General features: G+C 41.7%; 26 protein-coding genes. 21 read left to right on the plus strand and 5 right to left on the minus strand.

Annotated features, from left to right (window positions below):
* Window positions 1-64 precede the first annotated feature (64 nt).
* Together ACTWPX_RS08145 and ACTWPX_RS08150 are read left to right on the plus strand one after the other, a co-directional pair.
* A complete protein-coding gene (locus ACTWPX_RS08145) occupies window positions 65-508 on the plus strand; it encodes a YkvA family protein (RefSeq protein WP_443119289.1) in 444 nt (147 codons plus the stop codon).
* 241 nt (window positions 509-749) lie between these two features.
* A complete protein-coding gene (locus ACTWPX_RS08150) occupies window positions 750-2,942 on the plus strand; it encodes a Z1 domain-containing protein (RefSeq protein WP_443119290.1) in 2,193 nt (730 codons plus the stop codon).
* A 63-nt stretch (window positions 2,943-3,005) separates the two neighbouring features.
* Here ACTWPX_RS08150 and ACTWPX_RS08155 read toward each other — a convergent pair whose 3' ends face one another.
* Together ACTWPX_RS08155 and ACTWPX_RS08160 are read right to left on the minus strand one after the other, a co-directional pair.
* Window positions 3,006-3,284 (minus strand): hypothetical protein, encoded by a 279-nt coding sequence (locus ACTWPX_RS08155; protein WP_443119291.1) that lies wholly within the window; start codon window positions 3,282-3,284, stop codon window positions 3,006-3,008.
* A gap of 94 nt (window positions 3,285-3,378) precedes the next feature.
* Window positions 3,379-3,873 carry a GNAT family N-acetyltransferase gene (locus tag ACTWPX_RS08160; protein WP_443119292.1) on the minus strand — a complete coding sequence of 165 codons (495 nt, stop codon included), beginning with the start codon at window positions 3,871-3,873 and terminating at the stop codon, window positions 3,379-3,381.
* 301 nt (window positions 3,874-4,174) lie between these two features.
* On the opposite strand from ACTWPX_RS08160, the gene ACTWPX_RS08165 reads away from it, so the two are divergent.
* From ACTWPX_RS08165 to ACTWPX_RS08200, 8 genes are all read left to right on the plus strand, one after another.
* Complete coding sequence (locus tag ACTWPX_RS08165) at window positions 4,175-5,188, plus strand: MerR family transcriptional regulator (RefSeq protein ID WP_443119293.1); 1,014 nt, start codon at window positions 4,175-4,177, stop codon at window positions 5,186-5,188.
* A 106-nt stretch (window positions 5,189-5,294) separates the two neighbouring features.
* The gene (locus ACTWPX_RS08170; protein WP_443119294.1) at window positions 5,295-5,696 is read left to right on the plus strand and encodes an NUDIX domain-containing protein; all 402 of its coding nucleotides are present in this window, start codon (window positions 5,295-5,297) and stop codon (window positions 5,694-5,696) included.
* A 190-nt stretch (window positions 5,697-5,886) separates the two neighbouring features.
* On the plus strand, window positions 5,887-6,663 hold the full coding sequence (locus tag ACTWPX_RS08175; protein ID WP_443119295.1) for a SurA N-terminal domain-containing protein: 777 nt from the start codon (window positions 5,887-5,889) through the stop codon (window positions 6,661-6,663).
* A gap of 207 nt (window positions 6,664-6,870) precedes the next feature.
* Window positions 6,871-7,386 carry a DNA topology modulation protein FlaR gene (locus ACTWPX_RS08180; protein ID WP_443119296.1) on the plus strand — a complete coding sequence of 172 codons (516 nt, stop codon included), beginning with the start codon at window positions 6,871-6,873 and terminating at the stop codon, window positions 7,384-7,386.
* A 36-nt stretch (window positions 7,387-7,422) separates the two neighbouring features.
* Window positions 7,423-7,614 carry a hypothetical protein gene (locus ACTWPX_RS08185; RefSeq protein ID WP_443119297.1) on the plus strand — a complete coding sequence of 64 codons (192 nt, stop codon included), beginning with the start codon at window positions 7,423-7,425 and terminating at the stop codon, window positions 7,612-7,614.
* A gap of 8 nt (window positions 7,615-7,622) precedes the next feature.
* A complete protein-coding gene (locus tag ACTWPX_RS08190; protein WP_443119298.1) occupies window positions 7,623-7,814 on the plus strand; it encodes a hypothetical protein in 192 nt (63 codons plus the stop codon).
* Window positions 7,815-8,808: 994 nt separating this feature from the next.
* A complete protein-coding gene (locus tag ACTWPX_RS08195; protein WP_443119299.1) occupies window positions 8,809-9,240 on the plus strand; it encodes an SRPBCC domain-containing protein in 432 nt (143 codons plus the stop codon).
* 152 nt (window positions 9,241-9,392) lie between these two features.
* A complete protein-coding gene (locus ACTWPX_RS08200; protein ID WP_443119300.1) occupies window positions 9,393-9,950 on the plus strand; it encodes a GNAT family N-acetyltransferase in 558 nt (185 codons plus the stop codon).
* Between the two features lie 118 nt (window positions 9,951-10,068).
* On the opposite strand, the gene ACTWPX_RS08205 is transcribed toward ACTWPX_RS08200, so the two are convergent.
* Window positions 10,069-10,797: a general stress protein gene (locus tag ACTWPX_RS08205; RefSeq protein WP_443119301.1), complete on the minus strand. Its 729-nt coding sequence runs from the start codon at window positions 10,795-10,797 to the stop codon at window positions 10,069-10,071.
* A gap of 254 nt (window positions 10,798-11,051) precedes the next feature.
* Between ACTWPX_RS08205 and ACTWPX_RS08210 the strand changes: the two genes are divergently transcribed.
* The 11 genes from ACTWPX_RS08210 (at window position 11,052) to ACTWPX_RS08260 (ending at window position 21,674) form a co-directional block, all read left to right on the plus strand.
* Window positions 11,052-11,579, plus strand: coding sequence for a GNAT family N-acetyltransferase (locus tag ACTWPX_RS08210; protein WP_443119302.1), 528 nt, complete (start codon window positions 11,052-11,054; stop codon window positions 11,577-11,579).
* Between the two features lie 101 nt (window positions 11,580-11,680).
* Window positions 11,681-11,992 (plus strand): hypothetical protein, encoded by a 312-nt coding sequence (locus tag ACTWPX_RS08215; RefSeq protein ID WP_443119303.1) that lies wholly within the window; start codon window positions 11,681-11,683, stop codon window positions 11,990-11,992.
* 278 nt (window positions 11,993-12,270) lie between these two features.
* The gene (locus ACTWPX_RS08220; protein WP_443119304.1) at window positions 12,271-12,978 is read left to right on the plus strand and encodes a hypothetical protein; all 708 of its coding nucleotides are present in this window, start codon (window positions 12,271-12,273) and stop codon (window positions 12,976-12,978) included.
* 626 nt (window positions 12,979-13,604) lie between these two features.
* Window positions 13,605-13,757 carry a hypothetical protein gene (locus ACTWPX_RS08225; RefSeq protein WP_443119305.1) on the plus strand — a complete coding sequence of 51 codons (153 nt, stop codon included), beginning with the start codon at window positions 13,605-13,607 and terminating at the stop codon, window positions 13,755-13,757.
* Between the two features lie 302 nt (window positions 13,758-14,059).
* Window positions 14,060-15,421 carry a sigma-54 interaction domain-containing protein gene (locus ACTWPX_RS08230; protein ID WP_443119306.1) on the plus strand — a complete coding sequence of 454 codons (1,362 nt, stop codon included), beginning with the start codon at window positions 14,060-14,062 and terminating at the stop codon, window positions 15,419-15,421.
* A gap of 84 nt (window positions 15,422-15,505) precedes the next feature.
* On the plus strand, window positions 15,506-16,897 hold the full coding sequence (locus tag ACTWPX_RS08235) for a YjiH family protein (RefSeq protein WP_443119307.1): 1,392 nt from the start codon (window positions 15,506-15,508) through the stop codon (window positions 16,895-16,897).
* Between the two features lie 13 nt (window positions 16,898-16,910).
* Entirely contained in the window at window positions 16,911-18,227 is a 1,317-nt protein-coding gene (locus ACTWPX_RS08240) for an aspartate aminotransferase family protein (RefSeq protein WP_443119308.1), read from the plus strand.
* 347 nt (window positions 18,228-18,574) lie between these two features.
* Complete coding sequence (locus ACTWPX_RS08245; RefSeq protein WP_443119309.1) at window positions 18,575-19,105, plus strand: RDD family protein; 531 nt, start codon at window positions 18,575-18,577, stop codon at window positions 19,103-19,105.
* Window positions 19,102-19,842: a DUF3784 domain-containing protein gene (locus tag ACTWPX_RS08250; protein WP_443119310.1), complete on the plus strand. Its 741-nt coding sequence runs from the start codon at window positions 19,102-19,104 to the stop codon at window positions 19,840-19,842. The genes ACTWPX_RS08245 and ACTWPX_RS08250 overlap by 4 nt, the downstream gene beginning before the upstream one ends.
* A gap of 216 nt (window positions 19,843-20,058) precedes the next feature.
* The gene (locus ACTWPX_RS08255; RefSeq protein WP_443119311.1) at window positions 20,059-21,279 is read left to right on the plus strand and encodes a hemolysin family protein; all 1,221 of its coding nucleotides are present in this window, start codon (window positions 20,059-20,061) and stop codon (window positions 21,277-21,279) included.
* Window positions 21,280-21,302: 23 nt separating this feature from the next.
* On the plus strand, window positions 21,303-21,674 hold the full coding sequence (locus ACTWPX_RS08260) for a YbaN family protein (protein WP_443119312.1): 372 nt from the start codon (window positions 21,303-21,305) through the stop codon (window positions 21,672-21,674).
* A gap of 121 nt (window positions 21,675-21,795) precedes the next feature.
* On the opposite strand, the gene ACTWPX_RS08265 is transcribed toward ACTWPX_RS08260, so the two are convergent.
* Together ACTWPX_RS08265 and ACTWPX_RS08270 are read right to left on the minus strand one after the other, a co-directional pair.
* Window positions 21,796-23,430, minus strand: coding sequence for a DUF2207 domain-containing protein (locus ACTWPX_RS08265; protein ID WP_443119313.1), 1,635 nt, complete (start codon window positions 23,428-23,430; stop codon window positions 21,796-21,798).
* 104 nt (window positions 23,431-23,534) lie between these two features.
* Window positions 23,535-24,149 (minus strand): superoxide dismutase family protein, encoded by a 615-nt coding sequence (locus ACTWPX_RS08270; RefSeq protein ID WP_443119314.1) that lies wholly within the window; start codon window positions 24,147-24,149, stop codon window positions 23,535-23,537.
* Window positions 24,150-24,210: the final 61 nt, after the last annotated feature.

Below are 24,210 nucleotides of genomic sequence, written 5' to 3' on the forward strand. Positions count from 1 at the left end.
GATATATAAAGGAGTTTAAACAGTGTCGTTTTTGTTAAAAGTATCGTAAGAGGATGGTGCTTGTATGACAAAAGAAAAAACATATCAAGAGAAGCTTGATAACCTGAACCCGAAAAAAGCGATTGCGCGCGGACGCAAATATTTTTCAGAGAAGGAGTTTGGGAAAAAGCTGCGTAAATATAGTGGTCAAATCGGAACGAAAATCGTCTATTACAGTCTTTTGCTTTACTATGCTTTTAAAAGTCCTGAAACTCCGAAGAAGGCGAAGCTTACCATTGCCGGTGCACTTGGCTACCTCATCTTGCCACTCGATGTGATTCCGGATTTCATACCAGCTGTCGGTTTTGCTGATGATAGTGCGGTAATTATTTATGCTGTCTATCAGGTTCTGTCGCATATCGATGAGGAAGTGAAAGGGAACGCAAAAACTAGAATGAAAAAGATTTTTGGTGACTCTGTCGATTTGGAAAATTTGCAAGATCCGTTAGAGGAAAAAGATAAGAAATAAGTAGTTGGTAGAATGCCCATCACGACTTACTTAAAAAATTCGACGTGAATTTTACGAAAACATGAAAAACTTCGATTGACAGTCTCTTCTGTGCAGAAGAGGCTGTCTTTTTTAATTATCTAGCAGACTATAAAATACCAGCCTGTGAGTCATGTGCTGCGTAAGTAACAGCCTGCACTCTTTTATTCGGTGGGGGAATTGCGGTATAATAGGCGTGTTTTGAAAAAAGGAGTTCATCAACATGTCGATAAACACACATCTGCTCCAGACGAATGGAGCATTTTTTCAGCAATTAAATAGAAAAAATCAATATAAGCAAGATTCACGCGAGTGTATGGTCCGGACCATGGCTCAACTTCTCGATACCTCGACGACCGAGCATCATCCTGGGATGCTGCTTGGAAAAATTCAATCAGGGAAAACGAGGACATTTATCGGGGTGATAGCTCTTGCTTATGACAACGGCTATGATATGGTCATTCTTTTGACGAAGGGTACCAATGCGCTTGTTAAACAGACCTACGCACGCCTGAACGACGAGTTTTCGAAGGCGATTGAGGAAGATGAGATGCGTGTCTATGACATCATGGCGATGCCTGACAATCTTAGAAAATATGAATTATCACAGAAATTGGCCGTAATCGTGAAAAAAGAGACTCGTAACCTCGATCACCTCCATGAGGCTCTCACGGAAAGATACCCTCAGCTAACAGACAAACGTGTACTTTTTATTGATGATGAAGCGGACTTTGCGAGTGTGGCTTATGAATATAAACGTGATCAGAACGTGAAGCATATGCGTGTCATTGCCACAAAAATAAATACCTTGCGTGAAACACTGAGGAAGCCCGCGTTCCTTCAAGTGACAGCAACTCCGTATTCACTCTACCTGCAACCGGAGGATATGACTATTCATAAAGGGAAAGTGTTCGAACCCATTCGACCTGCGTTTACAGAACTAGTTCCGATCCACGAACGTTACATTGGTGGGAAGGTGTATTTCGAGTGGAGTGAGAAAGATGGTCATTTATCTTCTTATCTGTTCCATCCTGTAGAGGAAAAAGAACTTGATGTGATGAAAAAGATGGACGGGCGCCGTGTTAAAATGGAACATTTGCTTACACAGAAAAATATCAGCAATATCCGACAGGCGATTGTCAATTTCATCGTCGGGGCTGGCATACGCCGCTGGCAGCAACGAGAAAAAGGTCAACGAGAACAGAAATACTCCTTCATCATACATACGGAACGGGGGAAAACGGCGCATGCTTGGCAAGCCGAATTGATTCAGGGATTCGAACAGTTATTAATTGAATCGGCCCGGGAGGAATCAGAGCTTTTTCAGCAGCTCATCCGCGAATCTTACAATGATTTGATGCGTTCCGTCCAAACATTGGAAAAAACCACTAAGCCGGCTTTTTCTGCTGTGTATGAAGAAGTGCGACGCTCATTGGATGAAGAATACATTGTGAGCAACATTGTCAATTCGGAAAAAGACGTCAATGAACTTCTCGACCATACAGGGCAACTGCAGTTGCGATCTCCGATGAATATTTTTATTGGCGGGCAGATATTGGACCGTGGTGTAACCATCCACAATCTGATCGGCTTTTTCTATGGAAGGAACCCGAAGTCATTTCAGCAGGATACCGTGTTGCAGCATTCAAGGATGTACGGTGCTCGGCCGGTTGCCGACCTTGCTGTAACCCGTTTTTATACGACTCAGAGAATCTATGCTGTCATGAAGAAGATTCACGAATTTGATACTGAACTGCGTCGCGTTTTCGAGCAAGGCGGGCATCGGCGTGGCGTGGTTTTTGTCCAACGTGATTTAAGTGAAGGCATTCTACCATGTAATCCGAACAAAATTCTGCTCTCGGAATTGACGATGATCAACCCGCATAAACGGATGTTGCCGATCGGTTTCCAAACCGGCTACAAAACTCATATACAGAAAACGATCCTTGAGCTCGACCGCCTGATTGCAAAAGCGAAAACATCAGCCCGCTATTCAGAGGACAATGCGTATTTAATTCCTGTCGCCCAAGCGAAAGAGATGTTGCGGCTCGTTTATGAAACTCTTGAAATGGAGGAAGGCCGTGACTTTGACCTTGATGAATATGAAGGTGTGCTGGATTATCTGAGTAAAGAAGCAGAGTCTGGGGCTTATATCTGGTTGCTGACAAGGACGCAGAGGCAGATCCGACGCTACAAACAAGATGGTAAGTTTGAAAACTCTCCTGATACGCCAGGTAAAGGAAGTGGAGAATTGGCCGCAGCAAGGAAAGTCGCCAGAGAATTTCCAGCATTGATCATGCTTCGGCAAGAAGGGAAAAAAGAACATGGTTGGCGCGGAGCACCGTTCTGGTGGCCGGTACTCGTTGCACAAGCTGAGACCTCACCGACTGTTTATGCCAACAAAACAGTGAAGTGAGGGAGAGGACTGAATCCATTTGGGGTTCAGTCTCTTTAATGCTAGAGGGAAGGTTTATTGAGGCTATTGTTCGTTCACTTTCCTGATTGATGTTTGGATCAGTGCTGTAATCAACATGCAAATGCCGTTGAAGAATAGTAAAATTGCTAAAAAAGCGACGGTCATTGTTGCTCCCTGGCTCCCTACAGCTCCTGAAAAAAGTAATCCTGCCACAAGAAACATTACAGAGATCCCTAGAGAAAATAAGCTGAGAAGAATGGTTGAACCTCCACCTTTTGATTGATATGTATAGAAGTACCAACTCCCAGCACAGATAGCGAGCGCAATGATATAAACTAGCATGTATCTACCTCCTCGTCTTATTCGGTTTACTGGTGCTTGCCCAAACACCACTGAAAAGCGCTGCGAAAATAGGGAAACAAGTCCACCCCCCCCATTATTTTAAGTCATCCCTCTCTATTTGATAAATCGATTGTTCTGCACCGAACCTTTGGCGGATAGTGACCAATTTCATTCCAGACTTTTCTAAGAGTCGTCGAGATCGCAGATTAGCTGTTTGTGTTTCTGCGACTACTCTTGGTAGTTTTAATACAGTGAAGACGTAATGGAGGACGGATGAAAGAACTTCGCCTGCATACCCTTTTCCCCACCATTGGGGTAAGAGCTGATAGGAAATTTCTAACTGATCGCCTGAATGATGAGGGTCCAAAGAAATTAATCCTACAAAACTATCGGTGCGTTTATCTTTAATCTTCCAGTAGAATGAGTGATCCGGGGGCATCACCATCTGCGCGATAATTGTTGATATAGAGCCTATTTCACGGGTTCCGCCAAGGTATTTTCTGACTTCTTCATTAAGGTAGATCTCTTTTACATCATCATAATCGTCATTGGAAATCTTTCTAACTACACATCGGTTCGTTTCAAGCATAGGCACGATCGCCTCCTGAATGTTTGACTGATATATTATATTTTTTCTGTAGAAGATATCATTTAATCTGGAGGAATTGTGAGGGAATGACTGAGGGATGACTGATAAAGAAGAGAGCACTTACCTGTTCTCTCGTTATGTATACGTTTACTAGTTTAACATAATTATCCAATGATAGTTGGTAATCACTTTACCGAGAAACATTCTAACCTTTGGCAGTCCGTTGTCTAAAACTTTAAAATAAGCCTTTACCTTAACCTGGCGTCAACCTTTATATTAAAGACAGTAAAGGAGGAATACCATGAAAATTACTGAAACTGCAAAGATGTTACATACGACACCTCGCACCATTCGTTTTTATGAAGAAAAAGGATTGATCACTCCTGAAAAAGGAGAGAACGATTACCGTTATTTTCAGGAAGAAGATTTGTGGAAACTCCAGACAATTCTGGCTCTTCGCGAAGTGGGAATGTCCACTGCTCAAATAAAAGCCAGTTTGGAAGGGGATAATATCCAGTCTTACTTGGATCTGCAGCGGTCTGCGTTATATGGAGAATGGATCCAAATCAAAGATATGATTACGACGTTGGACCAAATGATAGGAGAATCGCCAGGGCAAGAGGACCTGTTAAATCTATCCCGACAATTGAAAGAGGTGAAAAAAATGAGAAAGAGTTGGAAAGATCGCTGGAATTTTGATGAGCAAGCAGAAGAATATGATCAAACTATAAAAACCACTGGCTATCGATTCAATGTTCATGAACATTATCATGTAGCACTGTCTAAGGTTAAAGATTGGGTGGAACCGAAACCGGAGGAGCTGGGGGTCGATATCGGAACTGGCACAGGTAATTTGGCTGCTCTATTTATGGATGATGGCACAACAATGATCGGAGTGGATCAATCGGAAGAAATGCTGAAAGTTTGCTTGAAAAAGTATCCTGAATTGGAGACACGTCCTGGCCATTTTTTATCACTTCCTATTATGGATCACAGTACAGATTTTGTGGTATCAAGCTATGCTCTTCATCACTTGCCAGATGCCGAAAAAGAACTTGCCCTGGCTGAGATGGATCGTATTTTGAACGATGATGGAAGAATAGCCATTGCTGATTTAATGTTTGAAAATGAAAAAGAGAAACAGCGCATCCTCGCTCAATTTGAACAAGAAGGAAATGGAGAAGCAGTGGATGCTATCCATGATGAATACTATGCTGATCTTTCAAAACTTGTTAAGTGGCTGGAGAAAGAAGGTTACAACGTGAAAACACACCAATTCAACAGAATTCTGCACCTTTTATATGCAGAAAAATAGAGTAAAGGTCGATCTCATAATCAGAACCTTGAATATAGCCTACCGCCCCTCGCTGTGTTATTCTCTTTAACAGCGGGGGTTTTACAGTGAAAAGATATTATCCTACGTGCTATTCAGAAAAATCACCCCCTTTTTGGAAGAGCGATTGGTTTTCCGAAGTGCACGCTTTAGGGGGATCCCTGGTGGTCTGCTCGAAATCGGGGAAACCTTTGAAGCGACAGTGAAGCGGGAGGTTTTGGAAGAGACAGGCTTGACTATTCATGAGCTAGAGTTGTTTGGTGCTTATTCAGGGGAAAAGGGATACGCTCAATACGAAAATGGCGACCAGGTCTTCAGTGTACAGATTATTTTCATTTCAAGAAAGTATGATGGCGTGCTTCTAAAGAATCATGAAAGCAGGGAGTTGGATTTTTTTCATAAAACTACCATTCCTGGGCATATTAATTCACATCAGGCACCATTTATTACTGATTGGCTTGAAGGAAAGGAGCCTCCCATTATCAAGTAACTCTTTCTCAATAAGTGGAAGGCTTTTACACAGATTTTCCACATTTGTTCCTTCTTGGACCTTGAAAGTGCTCATAACAGGGGATGGAGGAACGTAAACACTTAAAAACATGATCATCTAGCTTGGTTGATGTATTTACACTTCTATAGTAAATGTTACAATAGCAATCAACGTTGATAATAAAGGAGAAATGACATTGAATAAAAAATGGTTACTGACTTTAATTTTTGCAGCTTTTGTTTCCCTACTTGCAGCCTGCGGTAGTGATGAAGGAGAGTCTGCTAAAGGTGATAATAATAAAGAGGAACAAAAACAAGAAGAGCAGGCAAGCGAAGATTCCCAGCAAAAGGAAATGCCAAAGCCTGACTTAGAAGGTGTACCTGATGTAGTAGCAAAGGTCAATGGTGAAGAAATCAAGAAAGCTGAATTTGAGAATGTGTATAAAGGTCAATTCCAACAAATGGCTATGCAATCTCAAATGTCAGGTCAAAAGGTCGACCAGGATAAATTGAAAAAGCAAGTAGCTGACAGTCTCGTTGGGCAAGAGTTATTGATCCAGGAAGCTGACAGCCGTGACTACAAGGCTCCGCAAGAAGAAAAAGATAAAAAGCTTGAAGAGCTGGCTAAGCAACGACAAGTAAAATCCACAGATGAATTCTTGAAAAAATTAGAAGAACAAGGCATGAGTAAAGAAGAAGTCATGACGCAAGTGGGGACACAAATCAAGTTGGACAAGCTGATCGCTGAAGAAGCTGGCGATACAGAACCAACTGAAGAAGAAGTGAAAAAAGCGTACGATCAAATGAAAGCTCAACAGGAAAAAGCGGAGAACGGACAGGAAGTTCCTGCTTATGAAGAAGTGAAGGATCGTCTTAAAGATCAATTGAAAAAACAGAAAGAGTCAGAAGCTACTCAAAAACTTGTCAAAAATCTACGTGAAGAAGCAGATGTGACAGTAAATATTTAAACTTGAGAAACCAGGCCTAATAGGTCTGGTTTTTTTCTGCAGAAAGGAGGCGTTTTGACGTGACAATCACTTTACTTATACTTGATGGGATTTCGTTTCTTGTTCTGTGCTTAAGAGTTATTTGGTGTTCTCAAATATTTCCACATGTGATACGTTTAGAGTGTTAAATTTTCTAAAGTATCTGAATAGTCGGATGGTGACCAAAAAGTGCAGAGGAATATTCCAAGGAAAATTCATATCATCGGCTCGGTAGCAAGCGGGAAAACAACCTTAGCAAAAGAACTGTCTACTAAATTTGGCCTTCCATATTACGAGTTGGATAATGTCGCTTGGGAGCGGAATCCAAGAGCGGATAGAAGAAGAACAGACTTAGAGAAACGTAATTACTTGAATTCAATTGTCCGTTCTGAAAGTTGGATAATAGAGGGCGTTCATAATGAGGAGTGGGTTTCGGGAAGCTTTCAACAGGCAGACTTAATTATTTTTTTGGATATCAATTATTCTACGAGAACGTACCGTATCATCAAGAGATACATTTTTCAGAAGGCCGGGATGGAACATGCGAATTATCAACCGACTCTGAAAATTTTTTTGAAAATGTTCAAATGGAATAAGCAATTTGAAGAAAGAGGTAAACCGAATTTTTTTAAGAGCTTCGGAAAATACAGGGATAAAACAATAGTTGTGTGTAATATCAAAGAATTGAAGAACCACTTCAGTTGAGTGTTGGGATCAGATATTTTCTAAGGAGAGATGAAAATGGGGCGTTCTAACTACAATGGGAAAACACTGTACTACATAGGGTTATTTCTTTTTGTCGCAGGCTTCGGAATTAATATTACGGATGCTCCAGAACCATTTTCATTATTCGTAATCCCATTGATGATTGTCGGGTTGATATTATTAGCAGTATCCAGTTTATATAGGAAAAGAAAAAAAGATTCCGAATAGGAGGAACTATGGCTAATTATAATGAAGGTCCAAATAAACCCTTCAACGATGCGATTGCCCATCAGCAAAAAATAGAGGGGCAAATCAGTTCAGGGGGTGGGCGACTTCCATTGCCAATCAGGCTGATAAAGTATTTTGTCATTGGGAGCGTAGTGTTATTGGTATTGCTTACTATCATAGGGGGGGTATTTTTAAATTAAGTATGCATTCCTTTATATTTTGATGTTTTGATGATTAAGGAAGCATAAACATGGCTGGATGTGAACAATCCATATAAAGTAGAAAATCCTACTCTAGAGTGATGTCTTTTACTGTTTTTAGCAAATAACCGAACTTGAGAGGGGTAAAAGCTTTGGTTGAATAACTTCAAAGTGCTTTACTTACTCCATGAATTTTGGTCTTTAGATTTGGGAGGAAAGGACAAGGGAAACTCTTAAGAAAACTGAACTTGGTGATTGCAGTCGCAGGATTGAGTGCAGTATTTTATCATTTGTTCATTGATCGTCTGCAAATCCCCACCGTGAGCATTTTCCTGTTTAATGCTGTTATGTTTTTTCTTTTTGGCTTAGAAAACGTTAAAGATAGGAAAGAGAAAAAGAGTGGCTATTTTTACATTTTCACATCCCTATTTATTTTTGGTCTCATAATATTGAGTTAATTTCCTTCTTCTAAAATTCGGGGGTGTGGCAGTTGTTCACTTGCTTTCTTTGGAATGCTTTTTGGAATGATTATATTTATCTTCACGTTAATGGTCCGTAGAAGTCATTTTGATTCATGTGTGTGTGAATTGGAGGATGTGATGAAGTGAAAAAGTTCCTGTTGGTCCTTTCATTAATAATCAATACTTGTTACATGGGAATAGTGCTGATCGATTTTGATATCAGGTTCAGTGCGGCCTGGAATATAATGTTCGGCCTGTTTTTTGTGCTTAGTATTATATTAGCAAGTGTCTTCCTATTTCAGTCCAGAAGTACACAAGGAGCTCATCAATACCTATCTGTTTTTGTGCTTTCATTGAGTTTAGCATCATTAGGGTGGTACTTATTCTTTAATTACTTGTCCTATATTATGGGATGATTTTTCGAGGGGACTAAGAGATAATTGAAATTATATTATGTGCAACCTGTGAGGCGCAACAGGAAGTTAGTAGAACCACTTTATAGTTCCATACATTAAAAAGAGGCAGTGATAAAAATGAATAAGGATGCAATTGAACGAGAGGTTCTCATTAATGCCTCAATACAAACAGTGTGGGATTTGGTCAGTGACCCCGCATGGTGGGTCGGAGATGCTCCGGGACCTGACAAAGTGAAAGTCGCTGGATCACTTATAATGGCTGATACAAAGTATGGCGAGTTCCCTGTCATCATTGAAAAAGAAAATCCGCCAAGCTATCTTGCATGCCGATGGGCAAGTTCTTTTCCTGGTGTGGAACCAAAAGAAGGGAACTCCACAATGGTGGAATTTATGTTGAAGGCTGAGGGTGGAGGGACATGGCTGCGTGTAGTTGAAAGTGGATTTTCCAGTCTTACTGTTTCAGAAGAAGAGCAGGAAAAGTTCTTCAAAGGGAATGTTGAAGGATGGAAATACCAGCTTGAAGTATTACGAAAGCGTGCTGGACAATAAAATGTTGTTAGCAGATAATGATAAAAATTACATGAGTTCTAACTTTGCTGATACAGGGCTCTATTTGTAAAAGGGTCAGAGCATTAATTACCTTTTCTATCTCTCTTTTTTAAAAGGGATCGTTGTATGGAAATGTAAAGGGGAAAATTCAGATGAAAATAGATGATCGGGATTATTACAATCGTAATCTACGTTATACGATTAGGTCTGCAGTAGAGAACGATGCTGGCCCTTTATCTGAGTTAAGGTTAGAAATAGATGGCGAAACGGAAAACCTGGATAGAGAACAAGGAGAAGCCTACATAAATGAAGAAGGATTTAAAAACCTCATAAGAGGAGATACAGAGAGTCTTAATCATCTTTTTTTAATAGCAGAGATTGATAGGGAAATTGTCGGCTATACAAGATGCGAATGTGATCACTTAAAAAGATTTTCCCATAAAGTGGAGTTTGGTGTTGGAGTGTTAAGGGCATTTGGGGGTAATGGTATTGGAAGAAGTTTATTGAAAGAATCGATTATTTGGTCAGATTCAAACGATATCAGGAAAATGACGTTACGTGTACTTGAAACAAATAAAAAAGCTGTAAGTCTTTATAAAGAATATGGTTTTGAAGTCGAAGGTACATTAAAAGAAGATCGATGGCTTTCTGATGGAAATTACTATAATACTTTACTGATGGCCAGGTTGAATCCCGATCGTACTATGTAATATAAAATAAAAAAATCCTGGCCCTCCGCCCCACATGGTATAAACGGTATTATTCTCGACTCATCAGGGCTTGAACGGAATGAAAAAAAAGAGGAACTCCCCCAAGAGGGAAGTTCCCTTAGTGTCCAATAAACATGGGACTACTATTGATGCCGCTCTGACGTCCTTGAGCGTGTTTTTTCGTTTTATCAGAAGGGATTGTGTTTTGGTTCTCATGATCCCCTTCATTTTTAATCGGGTTTGTTTTTTCACTGTCATGATTGTTAGTAGGAATACCATGGGATGAAGGGTTGTTTTGATTGCGATAATTGTCAGGATACATCGCCTTATTTTCAGTTTTACTCGATAGGAATGTGCGATATACTTTATCCTGCATTGTATCTGTTGCCTCTACGATTACGATTATTTTTCCATCCTTCAAGTGATTTTCATATTGCTTAGCTTCTTTTTCTGGCATCCCTGCTCCTACAAGTGCGCCTATGATCCCGCCACCCCCTGCGCCTACTCCTGCACCAGTAAGAGAGGCGACGATCGGGCCCGCGGCAGCAATTTGTCCGATGCCAGGTATGGCGAGAAGACCAAGTCCTGTAATTAATCCACCAATTCCACCTAACGCCCCACCGGATAAAGCCCCTAATCCAGCTCCTTTTCCAGCGTTTTTCCCACGACTGCCTTTATTAGAAGTGACGGAAGTATCCATTTCATCTTCTAAGACATTCACTTTACTTTTTTCTTTAGCAAAAACAGAGATGTCATCGTGTCCATAACCGTGACGTTGTAATTCAGATATGGCTCTTTCTGCATTACCTACACTAGAAAAGACGCCGCCTATTATTTTGTTATTCATCAGTTCATCCTCCTTGTGCATTAACTTCTATCTAATATCCCATACCCGAATAATAAATGGGTAATCCTTCAATCCTTTTACAAGCAGTCACAGCACGTATACAACTTCGGTGGACTTGGTTCAAGAAAAGAGCGAATGTTTTTCCCTGACATTGAGAACGGGGGTTTTAGTAAATGCATTATGTTAGAGTTAAGAAAAGATGAACTGCACAAAAAACGTTTATTTTAGGCGTGTGAGATATTTGGAGTGAGAAGATGGTTTATTTCGAATCAGCTCGACTGATATTTCGTGATTGGGAAAGTGGAGATCTGGATAGTTTCAGGCAAATGAATGCTGATGAAAATGTAATGTCTTACTTTCCGCAAACTCTATCTTGTGATGAAACAGACAAATTTTACGATCGTATTCAACAAGAGTTCGAGCATCATGGTTATGGCTTGTTTGCGGTTGAAACAAAGGAAAAGAACGAGTTTATCGGCTTTATAGGTTTTCACCGTGCTACTTTCGAAGAGGATTTCACCCCTTGTGTGGAAATCGGTTATCGGTTGAAAAGGTCTGCGTGGGGGAAGGGATACGCGACAGAAGGTGCCAGAGCATGTCTGGACTATGGCTTCGGAAAGCTTGGATTTGATGAAGTTTTCAGTTTCACCGCTAAAATCAACCACCCTTCGAAAGCAGTCATGAACAAAATCGGGCTGCATTTCGTGAAGGAGTTTAATCACCCGAAGCTCGATTTATCAAGCAATCTATGCCGTCATGTTTTATATAAAATTGAAAAGTGAAATTGGTCCATTTACCTGAACCTTCATGCATGTTACGGTATCGGGACCATTCAGGTTTTTTATCACTGAAGTTTACCACTCCAAGAAGGATGGGGACTAATATGAAAATTAAGTTTATCCTTTTTATATCTTCTGTAAAGGAAAAGAATAGACAAGTGACCATGATGAAAGCTTTTGATTCCAACGTCCGTCCTGTAGAAGGAGATATTATTGAAGATCCAGGTTTCCACCCGGAATATCATAACGGCTATGAAGTGGTAAAAGTTACTATGAACTATTCTTCTGATGAATGCTGGGTATCTTTATCTCCCCTTGCAATTGAAAAAGAAGATATTGAAATAGGAATATATATCGATCATCTCCAGGCAAATGGCTGGCAAGTCATTTCGAAAGAAGAATTGCAAAACACCTGATATGTTTAAATCTCTTTATTATTAAAGGGCTTTCTTGATTATCGGAGGGCGCTTTCCTACCCTGAACGGGCAATTTTATTTTTGTGGAGCCAAAGTTATACAGATTGGGGAACACTTGATAAAATGGAGAGAGGTGGATTTTGACTTCGTTTTAAAACACACGATCATTGGTTTGGAAATATAGGTGGAACGACTTATTTCATCCCTTCCTATCGATGACGGAAGCACCTTGCAAATTCCTCGCAAAACCTTCATATTATTAGAAAAGGAGGCCCATGATGCGACACGATATACAACCGAATGAAAGAGCATTCTCTACCAAAGAAGTGGCAGAAGAAATGGAGATTGCAACAACAACTGTAAGACGGTATGGGCAGATCTTAGAGCGGAATGGTTATGAGTTCTTTAAGGATGGCGATCGCCGTATTTTTGTCAGATCCGATATCGAAGCACTTATGGCGATTCGTGATACGGATAAATCCCAGGACGATGAAGCGAAAATCCTTGTCGATCAACAAGAAAAGAGATTGGAAGGATATACGGAAACTCAAATTGCATTGTCTCATACATATGACCAATCGCTGCAAGATCCCGATCAATTAAAAGATGTATTATCGCTGCTAGCTAATGAACTGGCTGCCAGTCGTGAAATGAACGTCCAACTGAAAAACGATATGGCCCATCTTCAAACAACAGTTTCCCGTCTTCAACAAGATCACCACGTCATCAGTTCTGGAGTTGGAAACTTCGCCCATAAAACCAATTCAAAAATAGACAAATTGACCGAACAACAAAAGTCTCAATACGAAACATTGCTGGAACAGGAAAAAGAAAAAAGTGAATTCCTGCAAAGAGAAATTTTAGAGATGCGGGAAGAGCAGAAAAAAGAATGGCGAGCCCAAAATGAATTCAATGAGCAACTGCAAATGAAAGTGAAACCACCTCAAGGGAAATTAGAAAAGATTCTTTCATTGTTTCGTAAATAGAACAATTATCATTTACGCTTGGATCGACTGGAGATTCAAGTGTTTTTTGTGTGAGGAATTTACATAAGCTGAACATCCACCTTTCATTTAAGTAATTTTGTTAACCGTTGATGTTGATCTTCCTGCGAGTGTTTCTTCAGTTAAATGGCAGGATTCTTGAAGACACGATTTCGAGATGTTTGTGAGATTCTAGGGGCTGCGGGAAAAGGTTCGCGTTCCATGGGGCGGGCGCTGAGCCTCCTCGGACTTCGTCCTGTGGGGTCTCAGCTGTCCCGGCACATCCCATAGGAGTCTCACCGTTTCCCTCCGCCCCTTAGCAGTATTAAGCATCTCGAAATCGAATTGTACGCTATCCGACTGTTTAATGAAAGAAGAGGTGAGAAAACCTTCTGTAGAGCCTTTTCATTATAGATCCCTGTGCTGTTCGTCCGGCAATTTCGACATACTCATTGAAGTAATGGGGGATGGGAAGCTGCGAGACTCCTGCGGGAAAGGATAGACTGGCGAGACCCCACAGGGCGCAAGGAGGCACTGAAGAACTGCAACTTTTTGAGTTATGCAACAAATAAAAAAGCCGAGTTAGACGTTTTTTATATGGGCCTCGTTGATTCCACGATGAGCGTTCGGTGGTGACGCCTGCGGGAACAGCGCGAGCCGAAGATCCACTTGGTCAAGTGATCTTCTTGACCAAGTTAGCTGAGGCCGTGCCCGCGGCAAGCACCCACCGACAAGCGATTCGTGAGAAGCAACACCAAACTTTAACAGCTCCTCTAGATTGAAAAGTTTTTTTCAGTAGCTTCGGCGTTAGCCCGAGGAGGCTTGCCGTCTTCCCCGCGGAAAGCGAGTAGCTTCCAAGACCCCATTCGCACTCCCAGATATCTCGGAACTGAGTCTTCCAGATAAGGGAGCTTTTATGGAAGTGAAGATCAACACCGAAATTAAATGATTCTGAAGTTATTCGTAGAGGTATGTTATGATTAATTGTAGAACTATTCAGAAATGAATAATTTTTCATTGTATATATAGACATTTGGTAAGTGGTACAGAAAATTATTCAAACATGAATAATGTGGGGGATTCGATGACAGAGTGGGATGAATACAAAACGCTTTTACATTCTCTTCAGGAAGATATACTTGTTACGAATACAGATGGAACGATCGTCAAAGTGAGTGAAGCGACCGGCAAGGTTTATGATGTGGATGTAGAGGATCTGATGGGGAGGTCTGTCTATGATTTGGAAAAAGAGGGACTGTTCACACCACTGGCCACACCGATGGTTATAGAATCGAAAGAAAGAGTAACGTTTGTGCAGACCGTTGCAGATGGTAAGAAATTGCTTGTCACTGGTTTACCTGTGTTTGATGAAGAGGGGGAGCTGTTTCGTGTGGTCAGTTATTCCCATGATGTGACTGAGCTGATGGAAATCAAATCAGGTATGGAAGAAATGACAGTGGAAATGGAACGCGTCCGTAAGGAATTGAAACGCTTAAAAAACCAGAGTGAAGAAAAATTCATCGGAAAAAGTGATGGGATGCGTAAAGTTCTCGCAATCGCTGATCAAGTGGCAGGTGTCGATGCGAATGTTTTGCTTCTCGGTGAGTCTGGTGTCGGGAAAACACAGCTGGCCAACATGATCCATGATAAAAGTGAACGGCGGGACGGACCTTTTATAGAGGTCAACTGCGGTGCAATTCCGGAGGCTTTATTCGAAGCAGAACTTTTCGGATATGAAGGAGGTTCTTTTACTGGAGCGACAAAAGGCGGAAGAAAAGGCTTTGCGGAAATGGCAAGTGGTGGTACGTTGTTTCTTGATGAAGTTGGAGAGCTTTCTTTACAAAATCAAGTGAAGGTGTTGAAGCTGATTCAGAAAAAATCCTTCTATCCTGTCGGAGGTCGTAAAGAACTCCAATCTGATTTCAGGTTGATCAGTGCTACTAATAGACAGCTTGACAAGTCAGTCGAGCAGAAGCAGTTCCGCGAAGATCTTTACTTTCGTTTGAATGTCGTGCCGATAATAATCCCGCCTTTAAGAGAAAGGAAAGAGGATATCACACCTCTTATCCATTCCTTTTTAGATCATTTCACAAGCCGTTATAACAGAAAAAGAGTGTTAAGCAGGGAAGTACTCCATGATTTGAACGGATTGGAATGGAGGGGGAATGTAAGAGAGTTGATTAATCTCGTGGAACGACTGATAGTCACTTCACATAATTCGATCATCGAGCCTGACGATTTGCCCGATGGGTACAGGAAGAATATTAATTCTTATTCAGAAGTGAATATTTTTGAAGAATCATTGAACAGAACTTTAGAGAGAGTGGAAAAAGAAAGGCTGGAACGAGCGAAACAGAAATTTAAAACAACAACGAAAATGGCGGAAGCATTGGGGATCAGTCAGCCTAGTGTAGTCAGAAAACTCAAAAAATACAGAATAAATTAAAAAGTTGGCATGATTCTTGCAAGTAAGAGGGTAAGGGATGAAAATCTTTTGCCTTTTTTATTACTTATTTAAGGAGTGGGGTAGATGGAGGCTAAACAGAAAAAGAGTGTGGATAGAGGGGAGCAGGAAGCAATGAACTACAGGACCAGACGAAATTATTTTTGGTTCATAGTTCCATCTCTATTAGGGGTATTGCTATTCTTATTCCCAATCCCTTATGGAGGAAAAATCACCATCGGTGTGGGAGTAATGGCAGAAACCATTCAGGCGTCACTTGAGCCGATCCTGCCAGGTTTAATGACGGGTATTCTAGTACTCTCAGCCATAGTTCCGGTTTTTGCAAAAGCGCTCAAGCCGAAGTTAATCATGGATAGCCCTTTTATGAAACAGCTTTTTTACATTCATACGTTTTGGATGATTACGAGAATGGTTGGAGCTTTGTTTGCACTCATGACTATATTCGGGATAGGACCGGCAATCATCACCTCTGATTTAACAGGTGGAACCATGCTGAATGCCCTTGTCCCCGTACTTGCTGCATGGTTCCTTTTTGCGGGAGTCTTGATGCCGCTCCTCATGCAATTCGGTTTGATGGATTTTATCGGTACTATGTTGCGTAACGTCATGAGACCGGTATTTAAACTGCCGGGACGTTCCTCGATTGATGCTCTGGCATCCTGGATGGGAGCGGGTACAGTAGGGGTGCTAATCACGACGAAACAATATGAAGAAGGGTATTATACGAAGCGGGAAGCGTCGATAATCGCTACGAACTTTTCCATAAATAGTATCGCTTTCAGTTTAGTAGTCATCAGTTTCATCGGTTTGGAGGAGTACTTCGTTCCATTCTATTTGACAGTAGTGGTCGCAGGCTTGATTGCTGCCTTTGTTTGCCCACGTATTCCTCCGTTATCAAGAAAAGCGGATACGTACTATGAAGGGACAGGCAAGCAGATCTCTGAAGACACGCCTGAAGGGATGTCCAACTTCCAATGGGGTGTAGAAAAAGCGCTTCATAAAGCATCAGAGGTCAAAGGGATAAAGGAAGTTAGTAAACAAGGCATACAAACGGTCCTGGATATTTATTTTGCTTTAATTCCATTAGTGATGGCACTCGGAACGGTAGCCTTGATTATCGCCGAGTTCACGCCGTTTTTCACTTATTTATCGCTGCCGATCGTTCCAGTTCTTCAATGGATGCAAATTCCTGAAGCAGCCCAGGCAGCCCCTGCCATGCTCGTTGGCTTTGCGGACATGTTCCTTCCTGCTGTTATCGGTTCAGGAATCGAAAGCGAATTGACCAGGTTCGTCATTGCTGCTATTTCTCTGACCCAGCTCATTTATATGTCTGAAATCGGAATTTTACTCGTCAAATCCAAGATTCCTATTTCCGTCCTGGAACTGGCTATTATTTTCTTGCAAAGAACCATCATTACTCTTCCGATCATCGTAGTGATCGCACATTTTATTTTTTAGGGGGAATTGATAAATGAAGCCGACTTTTGATGAACTATATACGCGTTTGCCCGACCTGCTTGCACCAAGTATGGCCAAAGACCATCCTAACCTGCCTGTCGAAAAAGAGGAAGGGTGCTACTATTATGGAACGGATGGTAAGCAATATTTGGACTTCACATCAGGAATCGCGGTAGCTAATACAGGACATCGCCACCCGAAAGTTGTCAAAGCGATCAAAGAAGGCGCTGACGAGTTGATGCATGGCCCTTCTGGAGTGATTATGTATGATTCGATTCTAAGAATAGCGGACCGATTGCAAGGTATTCTGCCGGGGAACCTTGACTGCTTCTTTTTTGCAAATAGTGGAACAGAGGCGATTGAAGGTGCTCTGAAGCTTGCAAAATACGCGACTCAACGTCCTTATGTTGTGTCGTTCACCGGCTGTTTCCATGGTCGTTCCTTAGGCGCACTGGGTGTCAGTACATCAAAAAGTAAGTATCGGAAGTTTTTACAACCGAATGGACTGACTTACCAGCTTCCTTATGCGGATATGGAAGGTTGTCCAGCGGGGGAAGATCCAGCTGAATACTGTGTTGATAAGCTGGAAAAGGATTTTGAACTTTTATTTGATCACCAGGTGACTCCTGAAGAAGTTGCAAGCGTTATCGTTGAACCGGTCCTGGGGGAAGGTGGTTATATCATTCCCCCGAAAGAATGGCTGCAAAAAGTGCGTGAAATCTGTGATCGTCACGGAATACTGTTGATTTTTGATGAAGTGCAAACGGGTTTTGGCAGGACCGGGGAATGGTTTGCTGCTCAAACCTTCGGGGTGACACCTGATATTATGGCCATCGCCAAAGGAATTGCTTCAGGGATGCCGTTGAGTGCCACAGTCGCTTCCAAAGAACTGATGAGTAAATGGCCGATGGGAACGCATGGTACGACATTTGGCGGGAACCCGATCGCTTGTTCTGCTGCGCTCGCCACTTTGGATGTTATTGAAGAAGAGAAGTTGCTCGATAACTCGAAAAGGCTTGGAGCATATGCCTTGGAACGTCTGGAAAGTATTAGTGAAAACCATAATGTCATCGGTGATATCCGTGGGGTCGGATTAATGATCGGTATCGAAATCGTTGACCCTGTGACAGGAGAACCGGACGGAGAAGGAATGATGCGTGTCTTGGATTCATCTCTTGAGAAAGGGGTTTTATTTTACCTGTGCGGCAAACATCAAGAGGTGATTCGTATGATTCCACCGTTGATTGTAACTCAGGAGCAGATTGATCATGGTTTGGAAGTGTTTGAAGAGGCTGTTGCTGAATATGAAAAAGCGTTATCGATTTGCTAAATGAAGCTCTTGGTGGGGAAACCCTTCAAGAGCTTTTTTTGCTTTGATTTCATCCAATTCCCAAAGCGCCCCGCAGGCGTCCACCACCGAACGCTCATTGTGAAATCAACATAAGCCTCCCTGAGGGAGAAGCAGAAGAACAAGGTCAATAGAAGAATCAATGAAAATAAATGGCGGAGTTTTCTTAATCTTACCCTCTTATTGATAGCGTGAGATAAGTGTGTAAGCCCGTTAAGACAAAAAAGAATACCAAAACACCTTGAGGTGAACACCTCTCCATTGTCAGTTAATACAGGACAAAACTATAATAGAAGAAATAAATCCTTTTAGAGGAGTGTCGGAAGGTTATGAGCTATGCCCCTTTTAAAATGCGCGTTTTTGCTTTGTTGCTGGATTATCTCCTCATTTTGTCTTATGGGATTTTTGTGGTGGGGAGTGTTTCTTTCTTGTTCAGGCAGCCCTTGAATTTTTTATTTTCCAATTCTCCTGTTACAGCTCAGATCACGGGTTTTGTGATGATGACAGCACCTGTCTCTCTTTACTTTATTTTGAGTGAATGTTCAAAGTGGAAAGGAACCTGGGGAAAAAGGAAGATGAGCTTACAAGTGGTGGATGATCAAGGAGATCGGTTGGGGTTGAGTCGGTCTCTTATACGGACTGCCATTAAATTTCTGCCCTGGGAAGTGGCACATTTCGCAATTTGGCGGTTGATGCTTCCGACAAGCTACTCTGAAAAGACCCTTTATATAGTCCTGAACACAGTGAACGTCGCTATTTTACTTTACTTAATCGTCCCATTTACAAATAAGAAAAGGAGGAATATTTATGACTGGTTGGCAAGAACAGCAGTAGTTGAAAAGGAGGATGAAGCCTCTTGATTGATACAGGAAGAATCGTTTTCATTATCGTTATGGGATGGTCGTTAATTATCTATGGCGGATTGACGTATTTAGTTGTGAAGAAAAAAGAATATGGGTTGTTATCAGGATTCGGCAGTCGACCTGAGGAAGAAAAAGAAATATTAATATACAATGGGTATATCAATGCTCTCGGTAAACTATTAAAGTACACGTTCTACTTGCTTGTCCTCTCTTTTTTGTTAGGACTTTCATCAGTTCCCTTTGGCTTTGAGGTCAGCATCGGAATTTTTTCAATAGTGCTGATGGTCGGGATAGTCTGGGTACAGCGTTATGAAGTTCCTCGAAAAAGGAAGAAGATGGTGTGGATAACCGGAATTATTTCAGCTGCCACTTTCATGTTTATCTGCGGATTGACGGTGCTTGGATTTATGGAGAATGAAGTCATCATTACAGAAGAGAGTTTTGAGGTATCAGGGATGTATGGTGTCGAATGGCCGATGGAAGAAATCACTTCGGTTGAATTGCTTGATACTATGCCCGAAATCATCGTTAAGACAAACGGATTTGCTGCCGCCGGTCAACTGAAAGGCAGGTTTCGTTTGGAAGACCCATACAATGGTATATTGCTATTTGTCCAAAAGAACGAGGGGCCATTTCTCTACGTTTCCAGCAAAGATGATCATCTGATATTGAGCAGGGATGAGAGTTCGAGGACCAAAGAGATTTATGAATCATTAATGAACACTAGTGGGTGAGAAAACAATATAGCAAGGGGGCGGCGGGGAATAGTTCGCTTCACTCATCAAATATCTCGAAATCAAATCTTCCCGATGAAGAGCTAATATGGATGTTAAAGAAATGGACAGGCAGGGTAAGATGGTTTGTGAGCGATAATTTTTTACTGGAATAAAAGAAATATTATATAATCAAAATCTAGTGACGAATGTACATATCCAGGGGGGAATTTGCTAGTGGTCATTGCGATCATCCTATTATTATTTGTTTCGCTTTTCTTTTCAGGAAGTGAAACAGCACTTACAGCTGCCAATAAAATGAGGCTGCAATCCAGAGCTAATAAAGATAATAAAAAAGCCGGAAAACTTTTAAGTCTACTCTCACGGCCGAGTGAATTCATAACGACTATACTTATTGGGAATAACATTGCTAACATATTGCTACCGACACTTGTGACAACGTTAGCTATCGAGTATGGGTTCAGTGTCGGGCTTGCTTCAGCTATTTTGACAATAACCATCATTATTTTTTCTGAAGTTCTCCCAAAATCCATTGCTGCTGCATTTCCCGATCGGATCGCCATGACTGTTTCGCCTGTGATTCGTTTTTTTGTAGTCATTTTCAAACCGATCACCATTGTCCTGAACTGGCTGACAGGATTCATTACCCGAGCACTAGCTAAAGGACAAACCACCGATGTATCAATCTCTAAAGAAGAGCTGCGCACGATGGTCGATATCGCTGATTCCGAAGGGACTTTTAATGAAGCGGAATCCCACCGTATTAAAGGTGTGCTGGACTTTTATAATCTAAACGTGAAGGATGTATTGAAGACACCACGTGTTGATATGATTGCCATTTCTGAGGCTGCTTCTTTTGAAGAAGTCCGTGATATGGTCATCCAGCATCCTTTTACAAGGTATCCAGTCTATGGGGAGGACATCGATGATATCGTGGCTGTTTTCCACTCAAAGTATTTAATTTCGTGGGCGATGGAAGCAGGTAAGCCATTTGTAGAGTATACGTATAAAGACCCATTAGTAGTCTATGAGTTTCACAAGATCGAATGGGTATTCCGCAAGATGACGAAAGAGAAAAAACACATGGCTATCGTTTTAGATGAATACGGAGGAACAGAAGGGGTCTTGACTCATGAAGACGTCATCGAGGCGATGATCGGTCTTGAAATAGAGGATGAAATGGATCTGGAAAGTGATTCGATTATTGAAAAAGTTTCAGAAACTGAAATGATCTGTGATGGTAAAATTACTCTTCGCAGGCTCAATTCCTTTTTTGACACGGAAATTCCTGAAGAAGAAGACGTCTTAGCCGGATATTTACTGAAAGAGTTCAATGACTTCCCGGGAGAAGGAGATGTTCTTGAGCAGAGCAATTTGACTTTTAAGGTGTTGGAAATTGAAGGCAGGATGATCCGAAAGGTCCAGATTATCAAGTGACCATTTCTTAGTGGAGGACCATAATGAAAACGATAAAAAAAGTATTGCTCCTCATATTCGGTTGGGTTTCTTTAATTATTGGAGTGTTGGGAATCGTACTGCCCTTAATTCCGACTACACCACTTCTTTTGTTGGCAGCAGCTTGTTTTGTCCGTAGCTCAGATCGGATGTATGATTGGCTGCTTACAAACAAATATTTCGGAAAATACATCCGTGATTACCGCGAGCACCGGGGTATTCCGCTCCGTGCAAAGTGGATCGGTGTGAGTGTATTGTGGATTTCTATTCTCTATTCTGCAATTTTTGTTGTTCCTCTGATGTTTGTGAAAATATTGATGTTCGCCGTAGCCAGTTACTTCACCTGGTTCATATTAAACTTAAATACGATTCGCTGAACATAATAGAAGCCCGGGATGAATCTTACAGTCACCCGGGCTTCTTTGCTTCATATTTATTTTCTAACAGGGTGGATCCTTCTTTATCTGAGTGACATTCATTCAAAGATATTGAGGCTTTTTAAAAGGCTCCAGAACCTCCACCACCGCCACCGACACCCGCGCCGCCACTTCCTGTAGAGGCAGAAACAGATGTATGTTGCTCAGCGGAATGGAAGCTGTTTTGCAAAGACGCTCCAAGGATCAAGAAAATCACCCAGTCATCATTATTGGAAGTGTGGAGGGGCGCAGGCGTTGCCAAAAGATCGCGTTTGCCAATGCCGATTTGATATAGCAAGGCAGGCACCTGGTCTTCTTTGGCCCATGTTTTCCAATGATCTCCGTTTTTTAAAGGTTGCAAATCCTGTTTGATTTTCTGACCTTTGATGTTCAATGGGCGGTAAGCGATACTGTAGATGATGAAAAAACCCAGCAGGACAATAGAGGCTGCCATCCAAATGAACTGACCGTAAAAAGGGAAAAGGACGACAAACGGCAAAGTTACAACTGCTCCAAAACCAGAAATCCATCGAGGCGTTGCTGCAGTCTCATACAAATCATATTGCCGGTATTCTTGATTAACCATTTCCTTCCAGGTGGCAAACCTCTGGCGATATTTTTCCTGGTTTTCTTCTTTTTCAGCATAGCGCTCTATATCATCTACATGGAACATTTCTTGTTGAGCGATTTCATCAAACAGCCAGTCGATAAGAAGGCGTTCGTGGGCATACACGGTGTCTCGGTTGCTGACTCGGAATTCTTTTTCCGAAATTTGTTCGATGTTTCCTTTGTGTACGAGGTCGAGCAAGGATGAAGTCAAAGCTGTTGTCGGCAAGTGTCCATAGTTCGTGAACGTCATCATTGCAGGTAAGCTCATTTTCTCGTTAGGAAATCGTCCGCTTCCACTGCGTTGGCGTCTAACTTCACGCATAGTCTCTTTTCTTTTTCTAAGGCCATGAACAGCCAGCCCTAAGGCAACTAGAGTGAAGGGGAGGATAATGTACGGTCCTAGAATTCCCCATTGAGCAGTTGCTTCTGCACGGGCGGCTGCCTCTTCGTCCACGGCTTGTTTTTCCGCAATGACTTCATCGAGCATTGGCTCAAAGCTTGTCACTGCTGCATTAGGAAAGAGGCTTGCAGGATATGCGACACGGATGTCACCGTTTTTTCCATTTGGAACCTCGCCAAGTTTAAATGTGACTGTTCCGTTGTCTGAGATGGTGACAGTATCATACGCTTCATCGTAACCGTATGCTGCTTTCACATCCGCTGATTGAGGAGGTTTGATTGTGATCGTTAAATCCTCATAAGTGGATTCATTATTTTTGTCAAAAAAAGACCAGTAAAACTGGGCGATGTCTTCATAGACTTCCATACCATCTTCTATCGTGTAAAAAAGATCGATGGTGACCGTTTCATCTGACCCTCCCCGATAGATTTTGTATAATTCATCTTCTTTTTCAATCTTTAAATCTGTTCCATTTTCTGCGGCGTGCACATCAGTGATGGTTGCCTTTTCTTTTGGTATGAGCGTCCTCGTAATGCCATTGAATTCTCCTTCGAATTTATACCTATGTGTTTCCTTCACTTCCACTTGCCCGTTAGTTTTTAGAGAAGCATGGATGTCTGTCTCATCAATCGTGAAATCGACTGCAAACACGCGTGTAGGAAGAAGGAGGAGAGTGATGAGAAGGAAGAGGCTTATGAAATTTTTCATAATGTCACCTGCTTTCTAACTTTTATACGGCGGTGTGTGTGAAAAGGTTTCATAAGCTTACTGAAAAAGAGCGGTCAACTCGTGGTTGACCGCTCGGAAATGGATTAATTTTCAATGACACCACAAGCGATACGTTCGCCTGCATCCCCGGATGGCTGTGACTTTTGATCATCAGCTCCGGCGTGGATGACAAGGGAAGTCCCGTCTCCGCCTAGAAGCGAGTTATCTTGTCCCTCTTTAAGTGTCACCATGTCTGCCATCACTTCCTCTTCGGCATTTCCCTCCTCATGGATATCAATGTTATTTAAATCTCCCGCATGTGGACCATCTTCAGAATCGCTGCCATGACTGACGTCAGTCGGGTTAAAATGACCGCCGGCAGATTTATAATCAGGTGCTTCACAAACTCCTTTTTCATGGATGTGGAAACCATGTGTTCCTTCAGGCAAACCAGAGGCTGAGAGTTTGATGTTCACGCCTCCATTTTGTTGTTCCAATTCTGCAGAACCTACTTCATTTCCATCTCGATCGTTTAAGGTTACCGTAATATTTTCTGGGGTTTCTGATTTTTCTTGGTTTTCTTCATTCGTCGCATTTTCTTCTGAAGTATTTTTTTCTCCATTTTCTGATGGAGAAGAATCTTCTTCAGAATTCGTACCACAAGCGCTGAACACTATAGCTGTTAATACAAGAAAGAATACAATCGACCAACTTTTCAATTTCATCTCTCCCTTTCTATTATATAATGTTACTAACATATTTTCACAAGGAGGCTAGGTA

This window comes from Halobacillus sp. H74 (assembly GCF_052246715.1).
GTDB classification, from domain to species: Bacteria; Bacillota; Bacilli; order Bacillales; family Halobacillaceae; genus Halobacillus; species Halobacillus litoralis_A.

What these genes read in the sequence shown, in the direction of transcription:
- ACTWPX_RS08145 (WP_443119289.1), top strand. Translation starts at nt 65, where the DNA reads ATGACAAAAGAAAAAACATATCAAGAGAAGCTTGATAACCTGAACCCG.
- ACTWPX_RS08150 (WP_443119290.1), top strand. Translation starts at nt 750, where the DNA reads ATGTCGATAAACACACATCTGCTCCAGACGAATGGAGCATTTTTTCAG.
- ACTWPX_RS08155 (WP_443119291.1), bottom strand. Translation starts at nt 3,284, where the DNA reads ATGCTAGTTTATATCATTGCGCTCGCTATCTGTGCTGGGAGTTGGTAC.
- ACTWPX_RS08160 (WP_443119292.1), bottom strand. Translation starts at nt 3,873, where the DNA reads ATGCTTGAAACGAACCGATGTGTAGTTAGAAAGATTTCCAATGACGAT.
- ACTWPX_RS08165 (WP_443119293.1), top strand. Translation starts at nt 4,175, where the DNA reads ATGAAAATTACTGAAACTGCAAAGATGTTACATACGACACCTCGCACC.
- ACTWPX_RS08175 (WP_443119295.1), top strand. Translation starts at nt 5,887, where the DNA reads ATGACATTGAATAAAAAATGGTTACTGACTTTAATTTTTGCAGCTTTT.
- ACTWPX_RS08185 (WP_443119297.1), top strand. Translation starts at nt 7,423, where the DNA reads ATGGGGCGTTCTAACTACAATGGGAAAACACTGTACTACATAGGGTTA.
- ACTWPX_RS08190 (WP_443119298.1), top strand. Translation starts at nt 7,623, where the DNA reads ATGGCTAATTATAATGAAGGTCCAAATAAACCCTTCAACGATGCGATT.
- ACTWPX_RS08195 (WP_443119299.1), top strand. Translation starts at nt 8,809, where the DNA reads ATGAATAAGGATGCAATTGAACGAGAGGTTCTCATTAATGCCTCAATA.
- ACTWPX_RS08200 (WP_443119300.1), top strand. Translation starts at nt 9,393, where the DNA reads ATGAAAATAGATGATCGGGATTATTACAATCGTAATCTACGTTATACG.
- ACTWPX_RS08205 (WP_443119301.1), bottom strand. Translation starts at nt 10,797, where the DNA reads ATGAATAACAAAATAATAGGCGGCGTCTTTTCTAGTGTAGGTAATGCA.
- ACTWPX_RS08210 (WP_443119302.1), top strand. Translation starts at nt 11,052, where the DNA reads ATGGTTTATTTCGAATCAGCTCGACTGATATTTCGTGATTGGGAAAGT.
- ACTWPX_RS08215 (WP_443119303.1), top strand. Translation starts at nt 11,681, where the DNA reads ATGAAAATTAAGTTTATCCTTTTTATATCTTCTGTAAAGGAAAAGAAT.
- ACTWPX_RS08220 (WP_443119304.1), top strand. Translation starts at nt 12,271, where the DNA reads ATGCGACACGATATACAACCGAATGAAAGAGCATTCTCTACCAAAGAA.
- ACTWPX_RS08230 (WP_443119306.1), top strand. Translation starts at nt 14,060, where the DNA reads ATGACAGAGTGGGATGAATACAAAACGCTTTTACATTCTCTTCAGGAA.
- ACTWPX_RS08235 (WP_443119307.1), top strand. Translation starts at nt 15,506, where the DNA reads ATGGAGGCTAAACAGAAAAAGAGTGTGGATAGAGGGGAGCAGGAAGCA.
- ACTWPX_RS08240 (WP_443119308.1), top strand. Translation starts at nt 16,911, where the DNA reads ATGAAGCCGACTTTTGATGAACTATATACGCGTTTGCCCGACCTGCTT.
- ACTWPX_RS08245 (WP_443119309.1), top strand. Translation starts at nt 18,575, where the DNA reads ATGAGCTATGCCCCTTTTAAAATGCGCGTTTTTGCTTTGTTGCTGGAT.
- ACTWPX_RS08260 (WP_443119312.1), top strand. Translation starts at nt 21,303, where the DNA reads ATGAAAACGATAAAAAAAGTATTGCTCCTCATATTCGGTTGGGTTTCT.
- ACTWPX_RS08265 (WP_443119313.1), bottom strand. Translation starts at nt 23,430, where the DNA reads ATGAAAAATTTCATAAGCCTCTTCCTTCTCATCACTCTCCTCCTTCTT.